The sequence below is a fragment of the Streptomyces mesophilus genome, assembly GCF_011044995.1.
In the GTDB taxonomy this organism is placed as follows: Bacteria; Actinomycetota; Actinomycetes; order Streptomycetales; family Streptomycetaceae; genus Streptomyces; species Streptomyces mesophilus.
On record NZ_JAAKZW010000142.1, the window covers coordinates 1 to 21,486 of the forward strand.

The following is a 21,486-nucleotide window of genomic DNA, read 5'->3' on the forward strand; positions in this document are numbered from 1 at the left end:
CCCTCCCCCACCCGTACGCTCCCCGCGTGGACGTACTCAGCGATGTACTCGCCGTGCTCCGGACCGGCCGCCCGCGCGCGGCCCATGTGCGCTGGCACGCCCCCTGGGCCCAGGAGTTCGCGTCCGTGCCCGGTTCGGCCGGGTTCCAGATCGTGCTCGAAGGCTCCTGCCTGCTGCTGCCGCCCGACGGGGAACCCGTCCGACTCGCCGCGGGTGACGTGCTGTTGATGCCTCACGGCAGCGGCCACACCCTGGCCGACAGCCTCGACACCTTCGTGCCCGCGCCCGCCTGCGCGCCGGACGACCCGCGCCACTCCACCCCGTACGCCTTCGACCGCGTCGACCCGACCGGAGGCAGCGGCCCGGCCACCGTCATCCTCTGCGGGACCTACCAGCTGGACCCTCGGCGCACCCACCCGCTGCTGCTCGGCCTGCCCGAGCGGATCCATCTGCCGGCCGACGACGGGCGCGGGAGCGAACTGCGTTCAGCCGTCGATCTGCTGGCGTCCGAGCTCGGCCGCCCGCGTCTCGGCAGCGACGCGGCGGTGCCCGCGCTCCTGGAGACGCTGCTCCTGTACATCCTGCGCATCTGGTTCGCCGAGCAGCCCCCTCACGGGGGCCCCGCCGGCTGGGCCGCCGCGCTCAACGACCCGCAGATCACCGCCGCCCTCGACGCGATCCACGGTGCACCGGGCGACCCTTGGACCGTAGCCTCGCTCGCCGGCCGTGCCGGGCTCTCGCGGGCGCCGTTCGCCCGTCGTTTCGCGGCGCTGACCGGGCAGCCGCCGCTGACGTATCTCACCTGGTGGCGGATGACCCTCTCGGCGCGGCTCCTGCAGTCCACCGACGCACCGCTGAAGTCCCTTGCCACGCAGGTGGGTTACGCGTCGGAGTTCGCGTTCGCCGCGGCCTTCAAGCGGACGTACGGCGTGCCTCCCGGCCGGTACCGCCGCACTCCGGACCCCGCACCCATGCCCACCTCCGCGATCACGATGCGGCAAAGAATCACCCCCGGCGACCAGCACCCCACCCCGTCTGCGTAATATCCAATCAACAGCTTCAGTCATTACATCCAGCTGGGGCGCAGAGAGCGGGGAGGGCCCATGGAGCGCACGAACGAGGACGTGAACGTACGGGAATGGGTGGACGGCTGGGTCGTGTCGCGCGGCACCACCCCGCCGATTCCCGAGCCGTGGGGCTACACCATCCATGGCGGCTTTCCCATGCACGTCGGCCGGCACGTCCTGTCCGCCACCAACGACGATGTGCTCGAAGCCGATGTCCGCAAGGTCACCGAGTCCTCGCGCGGCCTGGGCGTCCATCTCAAGGTCTTCGCCGACCCGGATCGGGTGCATCCCTGGCTCGCGCCGGGCTGGGAGCCGTACGGGGCGGGCGACTACCTGATGGTCACGGAGCTCAAGCCGGCGCCCGTGCCCGAGGTTCCGGACGGTTACGTGATGCACACCTGGACTCGCGGCGGCGTCGTCCGCGTCCTGCTCACCGACACCGACGGCTCGTTCGCCGCACGCGGGCAGATCGCGCCGGTCGGGGCGTGCGCGGTGGCCGATCAGATCGAGACCGCCGAGCAGCACCAACGCCGAGGCCTGGGCCGGATCGTCATGCACACCCTGCACGTGGCGGCCCGCGCCGAGGGCTCCACGCGCGCCGTCCTCGCCTGCACGCCGCAGGGCCGTCTGCTGTACGAGGCGGTGGGCTGGCGGATCGTGGCGCCGCTGACGAACGCGAAGTTCGTCGGGACCGGTTCGGACAAGATCACGTAAACGCCTCGACATCAGGTAAACGCGTCGACGCGGCGCGCGCTCCGGGGCAGGATGCCGTCCCATGGACCGGCAGAAGATCAGCGCAATCGCCCACGGCGACCACCCCATCGCGGCACCCCTGCACGACAGTTCCGTCGACCGTCTGCTCACGCGCGCCCTGCCGCGCGGCGACGAGCGGGTGCTCGACCTCGGCTGCGGAGAGGCGGCCTGGCTCGTACGGGCGGCGGGCGGACGGCCCGGGGTGCGGGGCGACGGCGTCGACGTGAGCGAGGCGGCCCTCACGCGCGGCTGGTCCTGGATCGAGGAGGCCGGCCTGAGCGGGCGGGTCGATCTGCATCTCGCGGACGCGGCCGGATTCGGCGCGCCCCAGCCGTACGACCTCGTCATGTGCGTCGGCGCGACCCACGCCTTCGGCGGTCTGCTGCCCACCCTCGAAGCCGCGGGCCAGAAGCTGGCCGAGGGTGGCAGCGTGCTGATCGGCGACGGCTTCTGGGAGCGCGAGCCCGGCGCGGCGACCCTCGAAGTGGGCTTCTCCGCCGATGAGTTCGCCGATCTCGCCACCACCGTGGACCGCGTCACCGAGGCCGGCTGGGTCCCCACGTACGCCCATGTCAGCACGCTCGCCGAATGGGACGACTACGAGTGGTCCTGGACCGGGACCCTGGCCCGCTGGGCCCTCGACCACCCCGAGGACCCGGACGCGAAGGACGCCGCCGCGGCGGCCGTGCAGCACCGCACCGAGTGGCTGCGGGGTTACCGCGGGACCCTCGGTTTCGTGACGATGGTGCTGCGGCGCGCGGAGTGAGCCCGTTCCCACGCAGTGAGTCCGTTGCTAAGACCGGACGGCCAGCCTCCACAGCGAGGTGATCTCCTTCGACCGCGCCTCGTACAGCGGATCGTCGCGATCGTTCGCACGTCCGTGGCGAGGCCTGGTCGTCTCGCGGCCGGTCACTTCGAGACCGGCCGCCTCGATCGCGTCGGCGAGCTCCGACTCGCCGCGCAGGCCGAGGCGTTCGCCCAGGTCGGAGATGAGCAGCCAGGCCTCGCCGCCGGGTTCGAGATGCTCCGGGAGTTCGGCCAGGAAGCGGCGCAGGAAGCTGCTGTCCGGGTCGTAGACCGCATGGTCGAGACGGGTCCGTGGACGGGCGGGCAGCCAGGGCGGATTGCAGACGATAAGGTCGGCGCGGCCCTTGGGGAACAAGTCGGCCTGCTGTACGTCGACTTGGGCGCCGACGCCGAGCCGGTCCACGTTCTCGCGGGCGCAGGCCACCGCGCGCGGGTCCAGGTCGGTGGCGACGACCCGGCCCACACCGCGCCGGGCGAGCAGCGCCGCGAGCACACCCGTGCCCGTGCCGATGTCGAACGCGACGCGCGGCGCCCGGAGCCGGGCATCGGCGGCCAGGTCCAGGTACTCGCCACGGACCGGCGAGAACACCCCGTAGTGCGGATGGATCCGGTCCCCACCGAGCACCGGGATCTCCACCCCCTTGCGGCGCCATTCATACGCCCCGACGACACCGAGCAGCTCCCGCAGCGAACCGGCCGCAAGACCGTCCCCGAACTCCCCGTACGCCTGCTCGCAGGCCTCGGCGACCTCGGGCGCGCGCTTGAGCGGAATCGTCCAGCCGTCCTCGTACGGGACGAGCAGCAGGCTCAGGATGCGGGTGCGCCGGGCCTGTTCGCGGCGCTGGAGGTGGAACGCCTCGGTGAGCGTGTCCGCCTTGGGCTGCCTGCGCGGCTCGGCCCGCTTGCCGAGCGAGGCGAGCAGTTGCCGCGCCGACGGGTAGTCGCCGCTCCACAGGAGCGCGGTGCCTTCGCAGATATGGCGGTACGCGGCCGCCACACCGATCCGACTGTCGGCGGTGACGACACGACGCGGCGCGGGGGCGCCGCCGTCCGAGATCCAACGGGCGGAGCGCACCTCGCCGTCGTCCGGGGTCCAGCTGATGGACACGGGGGCCTCTCGGGTCGGCGGGTGGGTGGGGTCAGGATATTTGCTGCCGACGGGCGGCGCCGCCCTGCACACCGTGCACCGCCCCGCCACAAGGGCCCGTGCAACAGAATGGCCCCATGCACGCCACGTACGAAAATCTCGACCGGACCGGAACCAAAGCCGCGCCCAGCGAAGAGCCCGTCGTGCTCGACCGGCGCGACGGGCCCTACGGAGAGGTCGTTCTGCGACGCCATGGCGATCTGCTGCAGATCATCGCCAACGGTGTCTTTCTGATGGACACCTCCGACGGACGCTCCGAGCGCCTGCTCGTCGATGCCGCGCGGGACGCGCTCCCCGAGGACCGCGGCGAGCCCTCTGTTCTGATCGGAGGGCTCGGTGTCGGTTTCTCGCTCGTGCACGCCGCCGCCGACGGGCGGTGGGGGCGGATCGATGTCGTGGAGCGCGAGCAGGCCATCATCGAATGGCATCAAAACGGGCCGCTGCATGACATTTCCGGCGAGGCGCTCGACGACGAGCGCACCCGGATCATCCAGGCCGACCTCGTCGCGTACATCCACGGCGGCAATGAGAGATACGACGCACTCTGTCTCGACATCGACAACGGCCCGGACTGGACGGTTACCGAGGGAAACCACTCCCTTTACTCTCCGCAAGGGCTCGAAGCCTGTCGCGAGATGCTCAACTCCGGTGGGATTCTTGCCATTTGGTCCGCCCAGCCGTCCGTGGATTTCGAAGAGTCGTTGCGGAATGCCGGATTCAGCAACGTACGTACGGAAGAGATCCCCGTTGTCCGCGGCGTCCCGGACGTGGTCCATCTCGCCATCAGGGCCGCATAGCCGAGGCGGTGTAACTGCCCGTACGCTGCTGACCGACAACGCGGATCTTTGCGCGAGGGACACCGGAGTCACGGGTTCTGCGCAAAGCTCACGCGTCGGAGCAGCGACGGACAACGAAGGCGTATCCCAGGGGCGGGCCATGGAGCAGACACACACCTCCCACAACGGCACGGCTGCCACGCCGGGCGCCCAGCGACGGGTCCTGGTGGTCGAGGACGACGCCACGATCGTCGACGCGATCAGCGCCCGGCTGCGTGCCGAGGGTTTCCTAGTGCAGACGGCGTCGGACGGGCCCGCGGCGGTCGACACCGCCGAGGCCTGGCAGCCCGATCTGCTGATCCTCGACATCATGCTGCCGGGCTTCGACGGCCTCGAGGTCTGCCGCCGCGTCCAGGCGTCGCGGCCGGTGCCGGTGCTGATGCTGACCGCGCGTGACGACGAGACCGACATGCTGGTCGGGCTCGGGGTCGGGGCGGACGACTACATGACGAAGCCTTTCTCCATGCGGGAGTTGGCGGCGCGCGTGCACGTGCTCCTTCGCCGCGTCGAGCGGGCCGCGCTCGCCGCGACCACCCCGCGCTCCGGGATACTCCGGCTCGGGGAGCTGGAGATCGACCACGCTCAGCGCCGCGTCCGCGTGCGCAGCGAGGACGTGCACCTCACGCCGACCGAGTTCGATCTCCTGGTCTGCCTGGCGAACACCCCGCGCGCCGTGCTCTCGCGTGAGCAGCTGCTCGCCGAGGTGTGGGACTGGGCGGACGCCTCCGGCACCCGGACCGTCGACAGCCACATCAAGGCGCTGCGCCGCAAGATCGGCGCCGAGCGGATCCGTACGGTGCACGGGGTCGGGTACGCACTGGAGACGCCGACGCCATGAGCGGCGCGGCCGGCTCCCGCGGCACGAGCGGCTCGTACGCACGCGACCTCTGGAGAGGCGTCATGAAGCGCCCGTGGGCGACCGCCCTGCTGTGGTGGTCACACCTGCTCCTGTGGTGGTCCGGCGCCCGGCGCCGCCGCTCCGAGACCCTGGGCCTGCGGGCCGAGCGGCTCGAGCGCAGGGCCGAGTCCGTGCACCGCCGTGCCGCGGCCACCGGGCACGCCCGCGAGGGGCGGCTGCCGGCCCGGCTGATGGCGTCGCTGCAGGATCTGCGGCCGTACTCCATCAAGACCAAGCTCGGCACGCTCGTGGTGATCTCCGTCCTGATCACCACCGGCCTGCTGATGATCGCCATACAGACCAAGACGGAGCTGCGCTTCATCACGGTCTTCTCGGTGATCGCGACCCTTCTGATCACCCAGTTCGTGGCGCACTCGCTGACCGCGCCGCTGGACGAGATGACGACGGTCGCCCGCTCCATCTCGCACGGCGACTACACCCGCCGCGTCGTCGGCGCCGACCGCCGTGACGAGCTCGGCGACCTCGCCCAGACGATCAACCGCATGGCCGACGACCTGGAAGCCCAGGACCAGCACCGCAAGGAGCTCGTGGCCAACGTCTCGCACGAGCTGCGCACCCCGATCGCCGCGCTGCGCGCCGTCCTGGAGAACGTGGTCGACGGCGTCTCGGCCGCCGACCCCGAGACCATGCGGACCGCGCTCAAGCAGACGGAGCGCCTCGGCCGGCTCGTCGAGACCCTGCTCGACCTCTCCCGTCTCGACCACGGCGTGGACCAGCTGCACGCCCGGCGCTTCGAGGTGTGGCCGTACCTCTCCGGCGTCCTGAAGGAGGCCAACATGGTCGCCTCGCAGCGCCGCGGCATGCCGTCGGGCTCCGGCCGGCACACCCGTACCGATGTCCATCTGCATCTGGACGTGACCCCGCCCGAGCTGACCGCGCACGCGGACGCCGAACGCCTCCACCAGGTCGTCGCCAACCTGATCGACAACGCGGTCAAGCACTCGCCCCCGCACGGCCGGGTCACGGTCCGCGCCCGCCGCGGCGAGGCGCCGGACTCCCTGGAGCTCGAGGTGCTCGACGAGGGCCCCGGAATCCCGCGCTCCGAGTGGCACCGCGTCTTCGAGCGGTTCAACCGCGGCAGCCACGCCGACAAGAAGTCCAGCGACGGCGGTACGGGTCTCGGCCTGGCCATCGCGCGCTGGGCCGTCGATCTGCACGGTGGCCGGATCGGCGTGGCCGAATCCGCTCGGGGCTGCCGGATTCAGGTCAGCCTTCCGGGGCACCGGACGCGTGCGGAGTTGACGTAGGGTTCGAAACGGGCGCGCAAGATCTTCGAACTTCGGGTACCCGGTTCGCCTGATCGTTGTGCTGTCAGTCAAGGGTGCGAGCCGTGGGGGTCGCAGCCGGGGCTTCCGCTGCCCGGCACGGAGCGGAACCTCGCTTGTTTCCCGCCATTTCCCGCCCCGAAACACGCCTTGTGATGTGACTTACGTGACGGAAGGCCCGCCCGGTCTGCACCTCTCGGCCCGGGAGGCGTAGCCTTTATTCCCGCTGTCCATCACCTTGTGAAGCGGAAGAGGGCGGTTACCGCCGTGTCGCCACAGTCCCCCAGTAACTCGAGCACCACGACCGATCAAGCGGGGCAGGGAAAGAACCCTGCCGCCGCGTTCGGACCCAATGAGTGGCTCGTCGACGAGATCTATCAGCAGTACCTCCAGGACCCGAATTCGGTAGACCGTGCCTGGTGGGACTTCTTCGCCGACTACAAGCCGGGCGGCAATGCCGCCGCCCCGCTCAAGACGGAGAGCTCCGCCTCTGCCACAGCCGCGGGGGCTGTGAGCAGCACGGCTCCGGCTCCGAGCGCTCCCGCAGGCACCTCGGCGCCCGCCGCGCAGGCTCCGGCCGCCGCGGCCCAGGCCCCGGCCGCCCCGGCGCAGGCAGCCGCTCCGGCGGCGCAGGCCCCGGTCCCGGCTCCCGCCCAGGCGAAGCCCGCGGCCCAGGCTGCCGCGCCCGCCAAGCCCGCACCCGCCGCGAAGCCGGCCGCCAAGCAGGAGGCTCCCGCGGGCGAGGGTCCCGAGCTGATCACCCTGCGCGGCCCCGCCGCCGCTGTGGCGAAGAACATGGACGCCTCCCTGGAGGTGCCCACCGCGACCTCGGTGCGCGCCGTCCCGGTGAAGCTGCTCTTCGACAACCGCATCGTCATCAACAACCACCTCAAGCGCGCCCGCGGCGGGAAGGTCTCCTTCACGCACCTCATCGGGTACGCGATGGTGCAGGCCATCAAGGCCATGCCGTCGATGAACTGGCACTACGCGGTCAAGGACGGCAAGCCGACCCTGGTCAAGCCGGAGCACATCAACTTCGGTCTGGCCATCGACCTGGTGAAGTCGAACGGTGACCGCCAGCTCGTGGTGGCGGGCATCAAGAAGGCCGAGACGCTGAACTTCTTCGAGTTCTGGCAGGCCTACGAGGACATCGTCCGCCGTGCCCGCAACGGCAAGCTGACGATGGAGGACTTCACGGGCGTCACCTGCTCGCTGACGAACCCCGGCGGCCTCGGCACCGTCCACTCCGTGCCGCGTCTGATGTCCGGCCAGTCCGTGATCATGGGCGTCGGCTCGATGGACTACCCGGCCGAGTTCCAGGGCACCTCGCAGGACACCCTGAACAAGCTGGGCATCGCCAAGGTGATGACCCTCACCTCGACGTACGACCACCGCGTCATCCAGGGCGCCGCCTCCGGCGAGTTCCTCCGTATCGTCGCGAACCTGCTGCTCGGCGAGGACGAGTTCTTCGACCAGATCTTCAAGGCGCTGCGGATCCCTTACGAGCCGGTCCGCTGGCTCAAGGACATCGACGCCTCGCACGACGACGACGTCACCAAGGCCGCCCGGGTCTTCGAGCTGATCCACTCCTACCGGGTGCGCGGCCATGTCATGGCCGACACGGACCCGCTGGAGTACCGCCAGCGCAAGCACCCCGACCTGGACATCACCGAGCACGGGCTCACGCTGTGGGACCTGGAGCGCGAGTTCGCGGTCGGCGGCTTCGCCGGCAAGTCGATGATGAAGCTGCGCGACATCCTCGGCGTCCTGCGCGACTCCTACTGCCGCACCACCGGCCTGGAGTTCATGCACATCCAGGACCCGAAGCAGCGCAAGTGGCTGCAGGACCGCATCGAGCGCCCGCACTCCAAGCCGGAGCGCGAGGAGCAGCTGCGCATCCTGCGCCGCCTGAACGCCGCCGAGGCCTTCGAGACCTTCCTGCAGACGAAGTACGTCGGCCAGAAGCGCTTCTCCCTGGAGGGCGGCGAGTCCGTCATCCCGCTGCTCGACGCCGTGATCGACTCGGCCGCCGAGTCGCGTCTGGACGAGGTCGTCATCGGCATGGCCCACCGCGGCCGCCTCAACGTCCTCGCCAACATCGTCGGCAAGTCGTACGCGCAGATCTTCCGCGAGTTCGAGGGCAACCTCGACCCGAAGTCGATGCACGGCTCCGGCGACGTGAAGTACCACCTGGGCGCCGGCGGCACCTTCACCGGTCTCGACGGCGAGCAGATCAAGGTCTCCCTGGTCGCGAACCCCTCGCACCTCGAAGCCGTGGACCCGGTCCTCGAAGGCGTCGCGCGCGCCAAGCAGGACATCATCAACAAGGGCGGCACGGACTTCACGGTCCTGCCCGTCGCCATCCACGGCGACGCGGCCTTCGCCGGCCAGGGTGTGGTCGCCGAGACGCTCAACATGTCGCAGCTGCGCGGCTACCGCACCGGCGGCACGGTCCACATCGTCATCAACAACCAGGTCGGCTTCACCGCCGCGCCGGAGTCCTCGCGTTCCTCGATGTACGCGACCGACGTGGCGCGCATGATCGAGGCGCCGATCTTCCACGTGAACGGCGACGACCCCGAGGCCGTCGTCCGTGTTGCCCGACTGGCCTTCGAGTTCCGCCAGGCGTTCAACAAGGACGTCGTCATCGACCTCATCTGCTACCGCCGCCGCGGTCACAACGAGTCGGACAACCCGGCGTTCACGCAGCCGCTGATGTACGACCTGATCGACAAGAAGCGCTCGGTGCGCAAGCTCTACACCGAGTCCCTCATCGGCCGCGGCGACATCACGCTCGAAGAGGCCGAGCAGGCGCTGCAGGACTACCAGGGCCAGCTCGAGAAGGTCTTCACCGAGGTCCGCGAGGCCACCTCGCACCCGGCGCCGACCGAGGTCCCGGACACCGAGGCCGAGTTCCCGGTCACGCTGACCACCGCGGTCTCGCAGGAGGTCGTCAAGCGGATCGCCGAGTCCCAGGTCAACATCCCCGACACGATCACGGTCCACCCGCGTCTGCTGCCCCAGCTGCAGCGCCGCGCGGCCATGGTCGAGGACGGCACGATCGACTGGGGCATGGGCGAGACCCTCGCCATCGGCTCCCTCCTCCTGGAGGGCGTCCCGGTCCGGCTCGCGGGCCAGGACTCGCGCCGTGGCACCTTCGGCCAGCGTCACGCGGTCCTCATCGACCGCGAGACCGGCGAGGACTACACGCCGCTCCTGTACCTCTCCGAGGACCAGGCGCGCTACAACGTGTACGACTCGCTGCTCTCCGAGTACGCGGCGATGGGCTTCGAGTACGGCTACTCGCTGGCCCGTCCCGAGGCGCTCGTCATGTGGGAGGCGCAGTTCGGTGACTTCGTCAACGGCGCGCAGACCGTCGTCGACGAGTTCATCTCCTCGGCCGAGCAGAAGTGGGGCCAGCACTCCGGTGTGACGCTGCTGCTCCCGCACGGCTACGAGGGCCAGGGCCCGGACCACTCGTCCGCCCGCCCGGAGCGCTTCCTGCAGATGTGCGCGCAGGACAACATGACGGTCGCGATGCCGACGCTCCCGTCGAACTACTTCCACCTCCTTCGCTGGCAGGTCCACAACCCGCACCACAAGCCGCTGGTCGTCTTCACGCCGAAGTCGATGCTGCGTCTGAAGGCCGCGGCGTCGAAGGCGGACGAGTTCACGACGGGCGGCTTCCGCCCGGTCATCGGCGACTCGTACGTCGACCCGGCGGCGGTCCGCAAGGTGGTCTTCTGCGCGGGCAAGGTCTACTACGACCTCGAGGCCGAGCGTCAGAAGCGCGGCATCACGGACACCGCGATCATCCGCATCGAGCGTCTGTACCCGCTGCCGGGTGCCGAACTCCAGGCGGAGATCGCGAAGTTCCCGAACGCCGCGAAGTACATCTGGGCCCAGGAGGAGCCGGCGAACCAGGGTGCGTGGCCCTTCATCGCGCTCAACCTGATCGACCACCTGGACCTGGCCGTCGGCGCGGACATCCCGCACGACGAGCGCCTGCGCCGCATCTCGCGTCCGCACGGCTCGTCCCCGGCGGTGGGTTCGGCCAAGCGCCACCAGGCCGAGCAGGAGCAGCTGATGGCCGAGGTGTTCGAGGCGTAGCCTCGACAGTTCATACGGCTGAAGGGGCCGCACTCTCCACGGAGAGTGCGGCCCCTTGGCGTGTGCTGCTCTACCTCCCCGCCAGCGCCTCCGTAGGCGCCAGGCGCGAAGCCCGTACGGCGGGATAGAGGCCGGCCAGTGCGCCGATCACGAGCGTGGCCAGGACGCCGCCCACCCCGGCCCACAGCGGGACCGTGACCGGCCAGCCCTGGTAGACGGCGTAGCCGCCGGTGACCGCCACCCCGAGCAGCGCGCCGCCCAGGCCGCCGAGGGCGGACAGGAGCAGGGACTCCGCGAGGAACTGGGTGCGGATCTGGCCGCGCGTGGCCCCCAGGGACCGCCGCAGTCCGATCTCCGCGCGGCGCTCCAGGACCGAGATGACCATGGTGTTGGCCACCCCGACCCCGCCCACCAGCAGGGCCACCGCGCCGAGTCCGAGCAGCAGCCCGGTGAAGGCCTCGCCCGCGGCCTTCTTCGCCGCGAGGGCGTCCGAAGGGCGCGAGACGTCGACCTCGTTGGGCGCCGAGGGGTTGGCCGTCGCGCCGAGGACGGCCTGCACCCCCGCCACGTCGGCGTCCTCGGCCCGTACGTACAGCGTCGTCGCGTGCCCGTCGAAGCCGAGCTCGGAGGTGGCCGCGGGCCAGCCGATCAGGGCGGCCGTGTCGAGTTCGGGTGCGAGCTCGGCGGGGGCGAGGATGCCGACGACCGTGAACAGCCGGTCCCCGATGAGGACTTGGGTGTCGGGGGTGGCGCGTCCGATGCCGAGGCGTTCGGCCGCCGTCGCCCCCAGGACCACGGCCGGGTAGCGGCCGGTGGCGGCGTTCAGCCACGTACCGCTCGCGAGGGCCGCCCCTGTCGTGGCGCGCAGGTCGGTGCGGGCGGCGTACGCGGACAGGCCGCCCGTCTCCACTTCGGGGATCTTGGAGCTGCGGTAGACCTTGGCGCCCGGCAGTTTGCCGATGGCGGAGACGGAGGTGACCGGGCCGATCCGGGCCGCCATCTCCTCGGCGGAGTCCGGGAGTTGGGCGGTCTCGCCGGTCATCGTCGAGCCCGGTGACGCGGTCAGGAGGTTGGTGCCGAGCGCCGCCAGCGTACGGTCGAGACCGGCCTGCGAGGAGGCCGAGATGCCGACCACCGCGACCATCGCCGCGATCCCGATGGCGATGCCGAGCGCGGACAGGAAGGCCCGCAGGGGGCGGGTGCGCAGGCCCACGGAGCCGACCTTGACCACATCGCGCGGGCGAAGCCGGGCCGGGCGCAGGGGCGGGCGGGCGGTGGTGCGCGGGCTGTCGAGTACGGAGGTGCTCATGAGGCCGCCCCCGCAAGGACAGTGGAGCCGCCCGGCCCACCTGGGCTGCCCGGGCCACCCGGACCGGCCGACTCGCCGACGATCCGTCCGTCCCGCATCTGTACCTGCCGCGGCAGGCCGTCGGCGAGCTCCCGCTCGTGCGTGATGATCACGACCGTGGTGCCGGCGGTGTGCAGTTCGCGCAGGAGCCGCATGATGCCCGCGCCGGTCACCGAGTCGAGCGCGCCCGTCGGTTCGTCCGCGAGCAGCAGCGCCGGGTCGCCGGCCACGGCCCGGGCGATGGCGACGCGCTGGCGTTCGCCGCCGGACAGTTCGTGCGGGGCGTGGTGCAGGCGGTGGCCGAGGCCCACCCGCCGCAGAACCTCGGCGGCGCGGCGGCGGCGCTCGCGTACGCCGAGTCCGCAGTAGAGCAGTCCGTCGGCCACGTTGTCCCAGGCCGAGGTGGACGCCGCCAGGTGGAACTGCTGGAAGACGAAGCCGATACGGGCCGCGCGCAGGGCGGAGAGCCCGGTGTCCGACAGGTCCCCCACGTCGTATCCGTCGATGCGCACCTGTCCTGACGTGGGCCGGTCCAGGGTGCCGAGGATGTTGAGCATCGTGGACTTGCCGGAGCCGGACGGGCCCACGATGCCGACGAGTTCACCGGCCGTGATCTCCAGACAGACCTCGTCGAGCGCCGTGACCCCGCCGGCGTACGTCTTGGTGACCTGCTCAAGCAGGATCATGGGGTCGCCGTGCGTCACTTGGGCACCCCGACCTTCGTGCCCGCGGCGATCCCTTCGCCGGAGATCTCCACCCGGCCGTCCGCGAACAGACCGGTCGTGACGGGGACATAGGAGGTCGTGGAGCCCTTGACGACCTCCACGCCGAACCCGCCCTCCGCGAGGGCGAGCAGCGCCGCGACGGGCACGGTGAGGACGTCCTCGCGGGTCTCGGCGGTGAAGTCGACGTGCACGGCGGCCAGGGCGTACGCGTCGGCCGCCTTGCGGCCCTTGGCGTCGGTGAAGGAGACGACGACCTCGATCTTCGTCTCGGGGTCCTGGCCCTGGCTCTCAGCCGGTTTGATCACCGTGGTGACCTCCTCGACCTTCCCCTCGGCCAGGCTGTCGTCCGGCAGCCGCACGGCGACCTTCGCGCCCTCCTTGGCCACCTGCTCGTCGCCCGCGTCGAGTTCGGCGGTGACGGCGCGCTCGGTCCCGGTGTACGCGAGCACCTCGGCGCCCGGCTGGAGCGCGTCGCCCTTGCGGGCGGCCAGGGAGTCGATCCGTACCGCCCCGTCGGCGAACACCACCTGGCCGAGCGGCACTTGACCGGTCTCGTCGAGGCCGCGGTCCTCCTGCCATGCGCGTACGGCATCGGCCGTGCCCGAGGTGAACTCCTCGTCCACGGTGAAGCCCTCGTAGCCGAGGGCGTCCAGGTTCTTCTCCAACTGCTCGACGTCCAGCCCTTCGACGCCCTCCCGCAGGTCGCGGTACGCGGGCGTGGCGCCGTACATGAGCGTCACGGGCGCACCGTCCACCGCGTACAGCGTCTTGCCGCGGGTGATGCGGTCGCCGGTGTCGGGCCCGGCGGTGAGCGTGCCGGGCTTGCGGCTCGTGGCCGTGGCCGTCGCCCCGTATCCGAGCTGACCGTCCACCGTCTCGGTGTCCTTGAGGGTCTGGCGGGTGACCTCGGCCGTCGCGGGCGGCAGGGTGCTCCGCTCGGGCCCGCCCTGCTCGGCGCCGCCGAGGCCGAGTGCGGCCGCGGTGACGGCGCCCGCGGTGGCGAGCACCGCGACCGCCACGGCGAGGGCGAAGCCGCGGCGGCGGCGGGGGCGGACGGGTTCCGGGGCATGGACGAACCCGTCGCCGGTGGTCTCCTCGGCGGCCTGTCCGGGGGTCTCCTCGGCGGCCGGTCCGGCGCTCTCCTCAGCGGTCCGCCCGGTGGTCCCGTCAGCGCTCTGCACCACGGACTCCCCCATCAGCTCTTCCCCTGCGTCTTGAGATCGCCGCCCATCAGGTCCTGGCAGGCCTCTTGCGCCTTGTCGAAGTCCGGGTCCTCGGCGATCTCCCTGCCGATCCGCAGGCCGCCGTCCGTGGGGTCGGGGAAGGCGTCGACGCCGTTCTTGCGCATGCACTGCGCGTACTCGCGCATCTTCTCTGCGCCCGGTCCCTTGCCGCCCTGACCCTGCGGCTGGTGCTTGCGGCAGGCCTCCATCGCCTTGTCGACGGTCTCCTTGGGTATCGAACCGTCCAGCTTCATCCGGATGCCCTGACCGGGCTCCGGGTCGTCCATGGGCACACCGTTCTCGCGCATGCACGCCGCGAACTTCATGCCCTGTTCCTGCGGGTCGAGCGACGGCGTCGCCGATGCGCCGTCCTTCTTCGCCCCGTTCGCCGAGGCCACACCGCCGCCGTCGCTGTCCGAGCCGCAGCCGGTCAGGGCCAGTGCGAGCACCAGCGGCAGAGCCGCCAGCACACCGCGAGCATTCCTGCGCATCGCGTCAACTCCCTTGCCTCACGCGGCCGTCGGTCACGGCCGCAGATGAGGGCGATGCAACGCTGCGGGGCGTTTCCCGGTGGTTTCCGTTTCCTGTGGGGCGCGGGAGCCGATCCCTGCGGAGCGCGGGAGCCGATTCCTCCGGAGCGCGGGTCCGAGCATTGACAGCCTGCGCTCACGCCGAGGAAACAAGCCCTTGGCCACCATGTCCCCGGACAACACAAGGAGTCGGACATGAGGGTCCTGGTGGCCGAGGACGAACAGCTGCTCGCCGACGCGATAGCCCAGTGGCTGCGCGAGGAGGCCCATGCGGTGGACGTCGCCTACGACGGCGCGGCCGCCCTGGAGCGCACGAGCGTGCACGCGTACGACGTGGTGATCCTCGACCGCGATCTGCCGGGCGTGCACGGCGACGACGTGTGCCGCGCCCTCGCCGAGGCCCAGGAGGGTGCGCGGGTCCTGATGCTGACCGCGGCGGCGGACATCCGCGACCGGGTGGAGGGCCTGACGCTCGGCGCCGACGACTACCTCACGAAACCTTTCGCGTTCACCGAACTGGCCGCCCGCGTCCTGGCGCTCGGCCGCCGCTCGCGGCCCGCCGCACCCGTGGTGCTGCGCCGCGCGGGCCTCACCCTGGACCCGGCCCGCCGCGAGGTGTTCCGGGACGGACGCTACGTACCGCTGTCGCCCAAGGAGTTCGCGGTGCTCGCCGAACTCCTGCGGGCCAACGGCGCGGCGGTCTCGGCGGAGCAGCTCCTGGAGAAGGCCTGGGACGAGCACGCCGATCCGTTCACGGGGGCGGTGCGGCTCGCCGTGCTCAAGCTCCGCCGCAAGCTGGGTGAGCCTCAGGTGGTGGAGACGGTGGCCGGGGCGGGGTACCGGATCCCGTGAAGGCGCCCCGGCGGCTCGCCCGCATCTCGCTGCGCACCCGTCTCACCCTGGTCTTCGGGCTGCTGTTCCTGCTCGCCGGGCTCGTGCTCCTCGGCACGACGTACGGGCTGTTCCAGCAGCAACTGCGCAGTGGCGGTACGAAGTTCGTCTCCATGCTGGGGAAGGACATACGGGAGGCCGAAGACGCCGAAGACAAGGAGCGGCGCACCCCGGATGAGGCCGAGGGCCCGCGTGATCAGAAGCGGTACGCCATCACCCCCGAGGGGGACATCCTCACCGGAGCGACCGCCGACCGCTGGATCAAGGCACAGCAGGCCCGGGTGGACGACGCCGCGTCCACCTCGCTCCTCACCCAGGGCGGTATCGCCCTCCTTGTGGTCGGCGGTGCGGCCGCCGGCTTCGGCTGGCTGGTCGCGGGCCGCGTCCTCGCGCCGCTGCACCGTGTCACGGACACCGCGCGCCGGATCGCCGCCGCGCCCGCGGCCGACCGCGGGCTGCACGAGCGGATCGCGCTGACCGGCCGCGTCGACGAGGTCAAGGAGCTGGCCGACACCTTCGACACCATGGTGGAGCGGCTCGACCGTTCCTTCGACGGCCAGCGCCGCTTCGTCGCCAACGCCTCGCACGAACTGCGGACCCCGCTCACGCTCGGCCGCGCGCTGGTCGAGGTGGCCATGCACCGGCGTACGGCCTCCGAGGACGTCAAACAGCTCGGCGAGAACCTCCTGGAGATCAACTCCCGGCACGAGCGCCTGATCTCGGGCCTGCTGCTGCTCGCCGACTCCGAGAACGCCGTCACCGAACGGCATCCGGTCGACCTCGCGGACATGGCCGCGCATGTCGTCGCACAGGTGGCGGACCAGGCGCGCGCCGCGGGGGTGACGGTGCGCAGCACGGCGGCCGAGGCACCGACGGCGGGCGACGCTCTGCTCCTTGAGCGCCTCGTCCACAACCTGGTGGAGAACGCCGTACGGCACAACGCCGCCCCGGACGGCTGGGTCGAGATCACGACAGGTGTGCGGACCGACGGGCGGGCGGAGCTGCGGATCGCCAACTCGGGCCCGGTGGTGCCCCCGTACGAGATCCCGCGCCTCTTCGAACCGTTCCGCCGCCTCGGCGCGGAACGGGTGGCCTCCGCCAAGGGTGCGGGGCTCGGCCTGTCGATCGTGCGCTCCATCGCGGGCGCGCACGACGGGGAGGTCCGGGCCGAGCCGCGGACGGAGGGCGGTCTCGTGGTGACGGTGGTGCTGCCGGGCGGGGGCTGAGCGCGGGTCCGGGGCGCGGGTCGCGTACGGGGCCGGGCGCGGGGGCCTGGCAAGCGGCCCGGCGGCCGTCCGGATGGCCTGCGCAACCGTCCTATCCTGGTCCCATGTACTTCACGGACCGAGGCATCGAAGAGCTGGAGAAGCGGCGGGGTGAGGAAGAGGTCACCTTCGAGTGGCTGGCCGAGCAGCTGCGCACCTTCGTCGACCTGAACCCCGACTTCGAGGTGCCGGTCGAGCGCCTCGCCACCTGGCTCGCGCGCCTGGACGACGAGGACGACGAGTAGCCGTACGGCCGACGGCTCGGGCGGCCTCGCGACGGCCAGGTCCGGGCGGGCGGCCTCGCGACGGCCGGTCCCGGGCGGGCGGCCTCGCGACGGCCGGTCCCGGGCGGGCGGCCTCGCGACGGCCGGTCCCGGGCGGGCGGCCTCGCGACGGTTCAGTCCCGGGCGGACGGCCTCGCGACGGTTCAGTCCCGGGCGGGCGGCCTCGCGACGGCCGGTCCCGGGCGGGCGGCCTCGCGACGGCCGGTCCCGGGCGGGCGGCCTCGCGACGGTTCGCCCCGTTGAGCAGCAGCACCGCACCGGCCACCGCCCAGCCGGAGCTGCGCCGGCGCACTCCGTAAAGGACGGCAGGCAGGCCCGCGGCCAGCTGGAGTCCGCCGAGTGCCCGCGCCCGCGGTCCCCGCATCCAGGCGCCGAGCCGCCCCCGCTCCACCACGTCGAGCTCCGCGCTGACCACCTCGCGCCACCCGGTCCACTGCACCTGCTCCACATCGGGCAACGCCGCGGCCGCGGAACGGAGTTCGTCCGAGTGCAGCCCCGGCGCGAGCCCGGCCGGCAGCGTCAGGCCCGCGCGCCCGAGCACCGCGAGCAGCCCCAGCATCCGGGCCCGGCCGTCCGCGTCCGAGTCGGGGCGCGTGAGCGCTTCGAGGGCCTGCATATCCAGTACGGGGTCGAGGCCCAGGCGCCCGACGAAGCTGCTCAGGGCCTCCTCCTCGCCCACGGGGGTGCCGTTCGCCAGCCATACGTAGCCGACCGTGCGCCGGAAGCCGGACGCGAGCGTGAAGCCGGTGCCGCCCTCGTCCCACCACAGGGCGAGCGTCGGCCACGGGGTCGCGACCGCGAGGGCCGAGGCCCAGCCGCGCGCGACCCGGTCGACCTCCTCCGCACCGTCCAGCCAGGGCCTGCCCTCGGGAACGAGGACGCTCCACTCGGGCCCGGCCTGCGCGAGCAGCACCCTTCCCCAAGCTCTCGACTCCGCTCGAGCAGGGGAGGCCCCAATGCGCAACAGCTGGGCCGCGGGGCCGACGGCGGCGGGGTCGGAGCGGCACAGGAGCAGGGCGCCGGAGGCAGCGGGATCGGCGGACATGCCCTCACGGTAGGGGAATTTGCCCTGGTTGGCGCGCCTTTGGGGGCCCGATCGGCGCACTGTGGCACCCGCCCCCTAGGGGCGCCCCCCACCCGTAAATCAGGTCTCGGGCCCGCGATCGCGCCTTGACTTCACCTATCCGCGATATATCGTGTTAACAAGAAGACGCGATATGGCGCGTCCATCGCCCCCGGACCACACCCCCGGGGCCGCCCCAGGCCGAAGGAGGTCAGCCATGCCAGAGTCGACGTGGACCGTCGCGGAGCCCCAGAAGCTCACCTTCGACGACCCGGTGACGACCCTGCAGGTACGCATCGTCAATGGAACGGTGAACGTCGTCGGGACCGACGAAGGTTCCGCCCGCCTCGAGATCACCGAGGTGCACGGGCCCGAGCTGATCGTCGGCCACGAGGACGGTGTGCTCACCGTCGGCTATGACGATCTGCCCTGGAAGGGCTGGCTCAAGTTCCTCGACCGCAAGGGCTGGCAGCGCCGCGCCGTCGTCTCGCTCGCCGTGCCCAGCGGCACCCGGGTCGAGGTCGGCGTGGTCGGTGCGAGCGCGATGGTCTCCGGGATCGACGGTCCCACCACGGTCAAGGGCGTCACTGGCGACAGTGCCCTCGTCAGCCTGAGCGGCCCGGTGCGCGCCGAGTCCGTGTCCGGCGATGTCGAGGCCCAGTCCGTCACGGGCGAGCTCCGTTTCAACTCCGTATCCGGGAATCTGACCGTCGTGGACGCCGGTGCGTCCGTACGGGCGGACTCCGTGAGCGGCGACATGATCGTGGACCTGGACCCGGCGGACCGCGCCACGGACGTGGCCCTGAACAGCGTCTCGGGCGAGATCGCCATCCGCCTTCCGCACCCCGCGGACGCCGAGGTCGAGGCGAACACGACCAGCGGCGCCGTCTCCAACGCCTTCGAGGACCTGCGGGTCTCGGGCCAGTGGGGCGCCAAGCGCATCACCGGCCGGCTCGGCGCCGGGCGCGGCAAGCTCAAGGCCACCACGATCTCCGGCGCGATCGCCCTGCTGCGCCGGCCGGCCCGCGACGGCTTCGAGGACGCACCTCCGACGGACGCACCTCCGACGGAGGCACCCCGGACTGACGCACCGACGGACACGCCCCCGACCGACGCACCGCCCTCCGGTGAGGGCCCGACCGGGAAGGTGCTCTGAGATGGCTCCCGTCTTCGCCCACGGCCGGCTGCGGCTGTATCTGCTCAAGCTCCTCGACGAGGCGCCCCGCCACGGGTACGAGGTGATCAGGCTTCTCGAGGAACGCTTCCAGGGCCTGTACGCCCCGTCCGCCGGCACCGTCTACCCGCGGCTTGCCAAGCTGGAGGCCGAGGGTCTGGTCACGCACACCACCGAGGGCGGCCGCAAGGTCTACTCGATCACCGACGCGGGCCGCGCCGAACTGGCGGGACGCAGCGGCGAACTGGCCGATCTCGAGCTGGAGATCCGCGAGTCCGTCGCCGAGCTCGCGGCTGAGATCCGCGACGACGTGCGCGGCGCGGCCGGCGATCTGCGGCGTGAGATGCGGGCCGCGGCGGGCGAGGCACGCTCGCCCGGGAAGAAGTCCGGACGCGGTACGGACTGGGAGGCCGCGTTCGGCGACAACGAGTCGTGGAAGCTCGCCAAGGAGGAACTGCGGCGCGCCAAGCAGGAGTGGAAGGACCAGGCCCGGCGGGCCAAGGACGAGTCGCGGCGGGCCCGCGAGGAGGCCGATCAGGCGCGGCGGAAGGCGCAGGACGCGCACCGCGATGCGCAGGCCGAGGCGCGCGAGGAGATGCAGCGGATCGCGAAGTCGGTCCAGGACAAGGTGCAGGACCACTTCCAGCGGGGCGACTGGCCGACCGGGCTCCGCGAGGGCCTCTCGGAGATCACGAAGGAGCTGGGCCGGTTCACCAAGCCGGGCGCCTGGAGCGGGGCGTCCGAGTCGTCCGGGCCGTCCGGTCCGTCCGGGTCCGCCTCGGAGTCCGAGCCGCGTGTGGTCGTGGACGTCGACAAGCCCGCCGGCGCCGATGCCGTACGCGAGGACGGGGCCGTATGGGACGACGCGGCAGTACGCGATGACGTACCGCCGTCCGCGGAGGAACCCGCGTGGGCGCACGAGGAGTCGACGGGTGACCCGGCGCGTGATCTGGACCGGCTGCTCGACCGCTTCCGGGACGACATCCGGGACGCGGCCCGCGATCACGGCGTGACGTCCGGGCAACTCACCGAGGCACGGCGGCACTTGTCGGCCACGGCGGTGCGGCTCGGGGCCGTGCTGCGGGGGCGGGACGCGAAGTAGGGCCGCACCGGCACACGGGAACGGCAGCGGGTACGGGCGAGGACTCCTGGAGTCCTCGCCCGTACCCGTTCACGAGTTACCGACCGCTAGTCGCTGATGTGGAAGACGATCTGGTGCAGGTAGACGATCTTGGTGTCTTCCCCGTCCGGGGCGTCCGGGTTCGGCGCGTCGGACTGGAAGTAGAACTGCGGGGACTTGGCGCCGCCGAGCTCGCCCTTGTCCTGGAGCTCCGCCAGTTCCTTGACGAAGGTGTTGGCGTCCGGCGTCGTGGTGCCGAGCTTGTCCGCGAGGTCACCGTCGACGACCACCTTGAGGCGGTTGTCGTCGAGCATGACGTCCATCGCGGCCCCGGTCGCGCTGTCCGGCACGAAGGTGGGCTCCGTCTCGCCGCCCTCGCACTGGTAGTGGCCGAGGACAAGACCCAGTGTCGTGTTCGGCGCCTCACCGCCGAAGGTGACCGACTCGACCGCGCCGTAGGGGCCCTGGCCGTCGCCGGAGCAGACCGAGTCGGCCGGGTTCTCACCACCCCCCTTGCCGTCTCCGCCGTCCTTGCCGCCGGAGCCGGCGTCCTTGCTCGCGTCGGGCGCGGGCGTACCCGGCTTGTCCGCTGCGGGCTTCGACGGCTTCTCGGTCGGTGAGGCGGTCGCGGTCGGCTTGCTCCCGCCGGCCGCCCCGTCGTCCTCGCCCGGCTGGCAGGCCGTGGTGGTCAGCAGGGCGGCGAGGGCAAGGGCCCCCAGGGCGAAGCTCTTCCGGCTCGTACGGCCAGCGCGCATGGTGATCCCCCGATGTCTAGGGCCGGCCGCATGGTCTGACGTGGTCCGGCGCCTGCTTGGCCCGACCCGTTCGGCCCGACCGGCGAGCAGATTCTGCCCCGACCGGATCACCGAACCATCCTCGCCCGCGCGATCGTTACCGATCACGGACATGGAAGGAACACTTCCGTTCCCTCGCGCCCGCCCTCTCCCCCGTATTTCAGG

Annotated in this window: 18 protein-coding genes and 1 pseudogene; 12 read left to right on the forward strand and 7 right to left on the reverse strand. The window is 71.7% G+C overall.

The window, feature by feature from the left end:
* Window positions 1–26: 26 nt before the first annotated feature.
* The 3 genes from G6045_RS27085 (at window position 27) to G6045_RS27095 (ending at window position 2,586) form a co-directional block, all read left to right on the forward strand.
* The gene (locus G6045_RS27085) at window positions 27–1,043 is read left to right on the forward strand and encodes an AraC family transcriptional regulator (protein WP_165334733.1); all 1,017 of its coding nucleotides are present in this window, start codon (window positions 27–29) and stop codon (window positions 1,041–1,043) included.
* 60 nt (window positions 1,044–1,103) lie between these two features.
* Entirely contained in the window at window positions 1,104–1,781 is a 678-nt protein-coding gene (locus G6045_RS27090; RefSeq protein ID WP_165334734.1) for a GNAT family N-acetyltransferase, read from the forward strand.
* A gap of 61 nt (window positions 1,782–1,842) precedes the next feature.
* Window positions 1,843–2,586 carry an SAM-dependent methyltransferase gene (locus G6045_RS27095; RefSeq protein WP_165334735.1) on the forward strand — a complete coding sequence of 248 codons (744 nt, stop codon included), beginning with the start codon at window positions 1,843–1,845 and terminating at the stop codon, window positions 2,584–2,586.
* A gap of 27 nt (window positions 2,587–2,613) precedes the next feature.
* Here the strand turns inward: G6045_RS27095 and G6045_RS27100 are convergent, their stop codons facing one another.
* Entirely contained in the window at window positions 2,614–3,735 is a 1,122-nt protein-coding gene (locus G6045_RS27100) for a methyltransferase (protein ID WP_165334736.1), read from the reverse strand.
* A 116-nt stretch (window positions 3,736–3,851) separates the two neighbouring features.
* Between G6045_RS27100 and G6045_RS27105 the strand changes: the two genes are divergently transcribed.
* From G6045_RS27105 to G6045_RS27120, 4 genes are all read left to right on the forward strand, one after another.
* Window positions 3,852–4,571 carry a spermidine synthase family protein gene (locus tag G6045_RS27105; RefSeq protein WP_165334737.1) on the forward strand — a complete coding sequence of 240 codons (720 nt, stop codon included), beginning with the start codon at window positions 3,852–3,854 and terminating at the stop codon, window positions 4,569–4,571.
* A gap of 139 nt (window positions 4,572–4,710) precedes the next feature.
* Entirely contained in the window at window positions 4,711–5,448 is a 738-nt protein-coding gene (locus tag G6045_RS27110; protein WP_165334738.1) for a response regulator transcription factor, read from the forward strand.
* 251 nt (window positions 5,449–5,699) lie between these two features.
* The gene (locus G6045_RS27115) at window positions 5,700–6,776 is read left to right on the forward strand and encodes a HAMP domain-containing sensor histidine kinase (RefSeq protein ID WP_165334749.1); all 1,077 of its coding nucleotides are present in this window, start codon (window positions 5,700–5,702) and stop codon (window positions 6,774–6,776) included.
* 285 nt (window positions 6,777–7,061) lie between these two features.
* On the forward strand, window positions 7,062–10,904 hold the full coding sequence (locus tag G6045_RS27120; protein WP_165334739.1) for a multifunctional oxoglutarate decarboxylase/oxoglutarate dehydrogenase thiamine pyrophosphate-binding subunit/dihydrolipoyllysine-residue succinyltransferase subunit: 3,843 nt from the start codon (window positions 7,062–7,064) through the stop codon (window positions 10,902–10,904).
* Window positions 10,905–10,974: 70 nt separating this feature from the next.
* Here G6045_RS27120 and G6045_RS27125 read toward each other — a convergent pair whose 3' ends face one another.
* The 4 genes from G6045_RS27125 to G6045_RS27140 are packed head-to-tail and all read right to left on the reverse strand — an operon-like array spanning window position 10,975 to window position 14,691.
* Entirely contained in the window at window positions 10,975–12,213 is a 1,239-nt protein-coding gene (locus G6045_RS27125) for an ABC transporter permease (protein WP_165334740.1), read from the reverse strand.
* On the reverse strand, window positions 12,210–12,938 hold the full coding sequence (locus G6045_RS27130; RefSeq protein WP_165334741.1) for an ABC transporter ATP-binding protein: 729 nt from the start codon (window positions 12,936–12,938) through the stop codon (window positions 12,210–12,212). Before G6045_RS27130 ends, G6045_RS27125 begins: the two co-directional genes overlap by 4 nt.
* A 14-nt stretch (window positions 12,939–12,952) precedes the next feature.
* Window positions 12,953–14,173, reverse strand: coding sequence for a peptidoglycan-binding protein (locus tag G6045_RS27135; RefSeq protein ID WP_165334742.1), 1,221 nt, complete (start codon window positions 14,171–14,173; stop codon window positions 12,953–12,955).
* Window positions 14,173–14,691, reverse strand: a complete 519-nt coding sequence (locus G6045_RS27140; RefSeq protein WP_165334743.1) for a hypothetical protein — start codon at window positions 14,689–14,691, stop codon at window positions 14,173–14,175. Before G6045_RS27140 ends, G6045_RS27135 begins: the two co-directional genes overlap by 1 nt.
* A gap of 234 nt (window positions 14,692–14,925) precedes the next feature.
* Here G6045_RS27140 and G6045_RS27145 point away from each other — a divergent pair, with 234 nt between their 5' ends.
* The 3 genes from G6045_RS27145 to G6045_RS27155 all read left to right on the forward strand — a co-directional run bounded on the left by G6045_RS27145 (window position 14,926) and on the right by G6045_RS27155 (window position 17,131).
* Window positions 14,926–15,582: a response regulator transcription factor gene (locus tag G6045_RS27145; RefSeq protein WP_165334744.1), complete on the forward strand. Its 657-nt coding sequence runs from the start codon at window positions 14,926–14,928 to the stop codon at window positions 15,580–15,582.
* A complete protein-coding gene (locus G6045_RS27150) occupies window positions 15,579–16,847 on the forward strand; it encodes a sensor histidine kinase (protein ID WP_165334745.1) in 1,269 nt (422 codons plus the stop codon). The genes G6045_RS27145 and G6045_RS27150 overlap by 4 nt, the downstream gene beginning before the upstream one ends.
* Before the next feature lie 104 nt (window positions 16,848–16,951).
* Window positions 16,952–17,131, forward strand: a complete 180-nt coding sequence (locus G6045_RS27155; protein WP_003992906.1) for a DUF6104 family protein — start codon at window positions 16,952–16,954, stop codon at window positions 17,129–17,131.
* Window positions 17,132–17,402: 271 nt separating this feature from the next.
* Here the strand turns inward: G6045_RS27155 and G6045_RS41635 are convergent.
* Window positions 17,403–18,215, reverse strand: a pseudogene (locus G6045_RS41635) (hypothetical protein); the annotation flags it as partial.
* A gap of 235 nt (window positions 18,216–18,450) precedes the next feature.
* Here G6045_RS41635 and G6045_RS27160 point away from each other — a divergent pair.
* Together G6045_RS27160 and G6045_RS27165 are read left to right on the forward strand one after the other, a co-directional pair.
* Window positions 18,451–19,389 (forward strand): DUF4097 family beta strand repeat-containing protein, encoded by a 939-nt coding sequence (locus G6045_RS27160; protein WP_165334746.1) that lies wholly within the window; start codon window positions 18,451–18,453, stop codon window positions 19,387–19,389.
* A gap of 1 nt (window position 19,390) precedes the next feature.
* Window positions 19,391–20,509: a PadR family transcriptional regulator gene (locus G6045_RS27165; protein WP_165334747.1), complete on the forward strand. Its 1,119-nt coding sequence runs from the start codon at window positions 19,391–19,393 to the stop codon at window positions 20,507–20,509.
* An 86-nt stretch (window positions 20,510–20,595) separates the two neighbouring features.
* Here the strand turns inward: G6045_RS27165 and G6045_RS27170 are convergent, their stop codons facing one another.
* Complete coding sequence (locus tag G6045_RS27170; RefSeq protein ID WP_165334748.1) at window positions 20,596–21,282, reverse strand: hypothetical protein; 687 nt, start codon at window positions 21,280–21,282, stop codon at window positions 20,596–20,598.
* Window positions 21,283–21,486 lie beyond the last annotated feature (204 nt).